Raw genomic sequence first — 4895 nt, forward strand, 5'->3', positions numbered from 1 at the left:
ATCAGAAAATCCACTTGCAAATATATATAAAAGTTATGATTGGTGGGAGAAGGCTATATCTATTGCATTAAAGACGGCAGATAGATATGAGTTCAGACTTTGGCCAGATGATGTAAAATCGATAGAAGATATTAGTTTATTGTTGAAAAAGGTTGATAATTTTGAAACTAATGAGTTGGTTTATAAGGGCTTAATTGATGATAGAATAAAAAGGCTTTTATTAAGTGATTACCTAACAAGTTCAGGATATATTAAGTGGTTTACTGTAAATTTGTATAGGAATGATGAACCGAAATTTTATTCAAGTCATTATGGAGAAGAAGTAGCTATAACTGTGAACAATTATAACGAAGTATTAGATGTAAAAAAAATGATGGAGCAAAGTTCCTCAGTAGAAGAAGTATGGATCGATGAAGTAGTTTAAAGGATACAAGGGGACGGTTCTAGTGTATCCTTAAGGAAACAGAAGAACCGTCCCTTATTGATTTATGTACTCAATAAATATTAAATTATTCTCTTTGTCATTTATTTCATATACTATTATGAATATTGAATTTTCTTTTTAATATTCTATTACTTCATAATCAACAGATATATCTTTAGTTACATGTTCTTGATGATAAGATTCAAGACTTGCAACAGAATAATCATAAGTTATCTTTAAATTTTTTGTACCCGGAGTACCATGTTTTGAATGAGTTCCTATTTTAAATGTTACTTTAAAATAATCATTTACATTTTCTAAATAATAACCTGCACCAAAGGTTACTTTTGCTTTTTTTACTACATTGTCTCCTTTATTAGAACTATTAAAACTTATTCCATTTTCTTTATTCCAATCTAAAGGTACATTAATTCCAGTTCTAGGATTACCGGATGCCCATCCAATTTTAATCTGTAGATTATTATTACTTTCTTTAGCTTGTTTTGCCAGAGTTAAATCTCTTATATATTCGCCTTCATCAGTTTGTAATTGTATAACTGAATCTCTTCCAAGTCCGATAACTAAAGAAGAATTATTTGGATCAGAAAATTCTGGGTAATTAGCACAGGAAGTATATTTTTTTTCTATTTTTAAAATAGTTACAACATTTCCATGTCCAACAGTTTTTGCAGGATAATTATAGTAGTATCCTATTTCTATAAACTCGCTAATATGTGCTCCTAAAAAATCGTATGTATGATAGTGCAGTTCCGAGCTATATTTTGGATAAGTCCCTGTAACTTTAATTTCGTTTATTTTATTTTCCTTTATTCTAGTAGTATGTTTTACTAATTTAGAGTACCAAAACTTTGTTTTTAAATCCATTTTTCCAGTTTCTAATTTATCAATAAATTCTCTTTGCGACTTTGTATAATTAGGATTTAGTATTTCTATCATAGTAAAATTTCTAGTTTTTTTATTTAATAAGTATAATCTAATAGCTTTTTTGATGTTACTCTTTTCTACATTTTTATAATCATCTACAGAATATAAAAAACTGTTTTTGAAGTCATTGTCTAGTCTAAAATCTATAATTTCAAAAGTGTTAGATTTATCTACTAAATCTCCAAATATTATATTTTCATTATCTTCACTTTTTTTAATTTCTCCTTCTATATAAAATTTATCTTCTGTATTGTCTGGATATTTTATTTTTCCTTGCAATATAATCTTGTTTTTATATAAAAAATCAAATTTTATTTTTGTTTTTGATTCAACAGCATTCTTTTTAGACAATTTTGTACCTTTTGTATCTATATTCATATAAGTGTAACTTTTCACGAATATCTTATTATTTTTTGGTTGAATATAGGTTACTATAAAAACTAATATTAAACTAAAAATTAATAAAATAAATATAATTTTTTTCATACTAAATCCTCCAAATTTTTAATTAATGTATCAAAAGTTTTATATATTCCATATTAAAAAGTAGATAATTTCAAATATAATTTCCGTTTATGGATTTCAACAAAAACTACTTTGATTTGTTCAAATTGACGATTTTGCTCTTTGGCTTTATTATAAATTAATTCCCAATATTCATCAATAATGTTTTTTAGAAACTTAAAAACCATTGTTAACTGTTTTAACCTTTAAAAATCAAATTTTATATATTTTTCTATTTAATTTATATAATAAGGTTATGAAATCAAATAAATAAAAATTTTGAAGGAAATTTTTATTGAAATTAGAAAATATAAATTATTAATAATGTTATGTTGTAATTAATTAAAGAAGTGGAAATTTAGTTTGGAAAGTACATTTTTAGCAGTAAGAAGTATATTAAATTAATAGAGCTATTCAGATATTAAATTTTTTAGAAAGAGACATTGAAAAGTTGTAAGAGTTAAATAACTATTATTGAGTATAAAATGAAAAATAAAGCAGGGGAGATATAAATGAAAAAAGTTGTAATGCTAATTCAATTGATGGTTATATTTCTAGCTGGATGTTCTTCTGTTGATACGTTAAAATCAGGTAATCGAAATGGTGAATATGATGAGATGACTATAGTGATAACAGATTATGGTTATAAAAAAACTGATTATTATAAAGGTATTTTGAAAGAATATGTTCATGATTTTGCAAAGCAAAATGGGATTGAAGTAAGATTTTATATAATTAATGCTGCTGATAGTTATTCATATAAAAAAAAGTTGAGTTCAATATTACATAATAAAGATGGTCCAACTTTATTACTAGTTCCTTTAGGAAGTGAATATAAAAAATTTATAGACAGAGGAATTACTTTGAATGTAAAAGATAGAATCCCAAATCTTAATAAAATTTATGAGGGGCTGTCAGCAGAACCAGACTATTTTGTGCCTTTTGGCATGTCTTATTTACCTATGGCTTTAAATAAGGAAGTTTTTGAGGAATTAGGAATAAAAGAACCGATATTTGATGATTGGAAAAAGGAAGACTATTTGAAGATAAGAAAAATGTGGCTTGAAAAAATCCAGAAATTTACACATTTCAATATTTTAGCCTTTTAGATTATAAATTACATGATTTAGATATTTTAGATAGTTCTAATAAGGTTATTAAGCTAGATAATGATAAAGTGAAAAAATGCTTAAGAGACATAAGAGCTGAAATTTTTTCAGGTAGATATATTTTAGAGAAAGATTATACGTATGAAAATTTTTATAAAATGCATTTTGAGAAAGGTTCAAAAGAGTATAAAAAGGCTATTCAAGAAATGATTAATAATGCTGAAAAGAGATTATGGGGAAGTTATATTTGGTATAATCCACTCAAGACCTTCTATAGAGATGAAGAAATAGATATACAAAATAAAATAATATTACCTAATGTAGTGGATAGTAGTCCTTTAAAGGTTGAAGGATTTATTGTAAATAAAAATGGCAAAAATCAAGAAATGGGAATTAAATTTATAAACGGATTATTAGATGATGAAATTCAGCTGAAAATGTATAGTGATAAATCTAGTCAATATCCTGTTAATAAGGAAATTGAAAGATTGATTGACGAACTAGAAAGAAATAATTACAGTAATACTAAATTAGTGCCGATAAGAAAGTATGTATTAAAGCAATTAAGATTAGGCAAAATTAAGCCATTAAGTGATTATGATGTACTGTATAAAAATATAATTGAAAATTTATATAAGGATTTATTCAAGATTGTTTTTGCCGATAAACCTTATACAGATGAAGAAATGAGTAAAGAGTTGCAGAAAATTGAGAGTAAATATAATATGTGGTTGAATGAATAAATATAATGGACACAAGGGGACGGTTCTAGTGTATCTTTTTTTAGAGTTAGAAAATATGCTTTATTTATTTTTGGAGTATTTTACCTATATAAAAAAATGATTACATTAAAGAAAAAAATACTTGACATTCCATATATATAATCTATATTAGATAACACACCTATTATTAAATAATTTTAGTTTTTTTAACAATTGTAGAATTTTGTGATTATTATAATAATTTAAATTTTAGGGGGTGGTGGCAGGGTTTTGATGTGAATTTTAGGTAAAATCAATGAATTGAGTTGAATATTATATTAAAATCTTTGACAGTATTGTTTTAGAAGGGGGAGATATTTATATGAGAAAAAATATTAGATTTTTAAGTTTCTTTCTAGCTATAGTAATTTTAATTAGTTCAGGGAATAGTGTATTTGCAAAAAAATTAGATTATAGCAATGTCAAAGAATTAAGAATACTAGAAAATGGTAACTTATTGAAAAGAATTGAAAATAGTGCTATTTTAAATAAAAGTTTAGATTATAAAGTATTAAATAGTGCTGGATTAGCTTGGGGGCCATACAAAGTGGGGAATTTGGAATTTAAAATGACAAACCAACATTTTGGAAGATTTGGGAAATTTCAAAATTATCCTGTAAATCATGTAAATCTTATAGTTACAAAAGTTAAGAATAATAGACAGGTTTTAAATTTCCACATAGTTAAATACTCTAGAAATGGAAGAAATTGCTTGTATGTATGGGATAGTGTTAGCAAGAGTACCATAATTGATAAATGTTTTAATAATTGGAAAGATGCTGTATCAGCAGTTGTATCAGCAGCAAAAAGGATTGTTAAGAGGGTAAGTGAAAATGGTAACTGGATTGTTAAAGCTGCAATCTGGGGATTAATAATAGTTGCTCTTTTAGATTTAGTAATACCTATGGATCCTATACCAGTTTTACCTTTTTCCCAACCAGATATTGAAGAAGTAAGATTTTACTATAATAGAGGTGTTGTATTTAATGTATAATATATGGATATCAGCAGAAATAATTAGTTCATCAGAAAATCCACTTGCAAATATATATAAAAGTTATGATTGGTGGGAGAAGGCTATATCTATTGCATTAAAGACGGCAGATAGATATGAGTTCAGACTTTGGCCAGATGATGTAAAATCGATAGAAG

5 protein-coding genes are annotated in these 4895 nt (G+C 25.6%); 4 read left to right on the forward strand and 1 reads right to left on the reverse strand.

The annotated features are described in order from the left end of the window. Positions 1–424 (forward strand): hypothetical protein (locus AB4Y15_RS13670; RefSeq protein WP_427340900.1); only part of this gene is annotated, 424 nt, incomplete at its 5' end. Between the two features lie 138 nt (positions 425–562). On the opposite strand, the gene AB4Y15_RS13675 is transcribed toward AB4Y15_RS13670, so the two are convergent. Further along, positions 563–1855 carry a hypothetical protein gene (locus AB4Y15_RS13675; protein WP_427340901.1) on the reverse strand — a complete coding sequence of 431 codons (1293 nt, stop codon included), beginning with the start codon at positions 1853–1855 and terminating at the stop codon, positions 563–565. 530 nt (positions 1856–2385) lie between these two features. Here AB4Y15_RS13675 and AB4Y15_RS13680 point away from each other — a divergent pair. The 3 genes from AB4Y15_RS13680 (at position 2386) to AB4Y15_RS13690 (ending at position 4737) form a co-directional block, all read left to right on the forward strand. Then, positions 2386–2982 (forward strand): extracellular solute-binding protein, encoded by a 597-nt coding sequence (locus AB4Y15_RS13680; RefSeq protein ID WP_427340902.1) that lies wholly within the window; start codon positions 2386–2388, stop codon positions 2980–2982. Positions 2983–3050: 68 nt separating this feature from the next. Further along, positions 3051–3725 carry a hypothetical protein gene (locus AB4Y15_RS13685; RefSeq protein WP_427340903.1) on the forward strand — a complete coding sequence of 225 codons (675 nt, stop codon included), beginning with the start codon at positions 3051–3053 and terminating at the stop codon, positions 3723–3725. 340 nt (positions 3726–4065) lie between these two features. Continuing rightward, positions 4066–4737 (forward strand): hypothetical protein, encoded by a 672-nt coding sequence (locus tag AB4Y15_RS13690; protein ID WP_427340904.1) that lies wholly within the window; start codon positions 4066–4068, stop codon positions 4735–4737. Positions 4738–4895 lie beyond the last annotated feature (158 nt).

Source organism: Caloranaerobacter longqiensis, assembly GCF_050286925.1.
In the GTDB taxonomy this organism is placed as follows: Bacteria; Bacillota; Clostridia; order Tissierellales; family Thermohalobacteraceae; genus Caloranaerobacter.

Bases quoted from the DNA above. Each gene is read 5' to 3' on its own strand.
- AB4Y15_RS13675 (WP_427340901.1), bottom strand. From the start codon at position 1,855: ATGAAAAAAATTATATTTATTTTATTAATTTTTAGTTTAATATTAGTT.
- AB4Y15_RS13680 (WP_427340902.1), top strand. From the start codon at position 2,386: ATGAAAAAAGTTGTAATGCTAATTCAATTGATGGTTATATTTCTAGCT.
- AB4Y15_RS13690 (WP_427340904.1), top strand. From the start codon at position 4,066: ATGAGAAAAAATATTAGATTTTTAAGTTTCTTTCTAGCTATAGTAATT.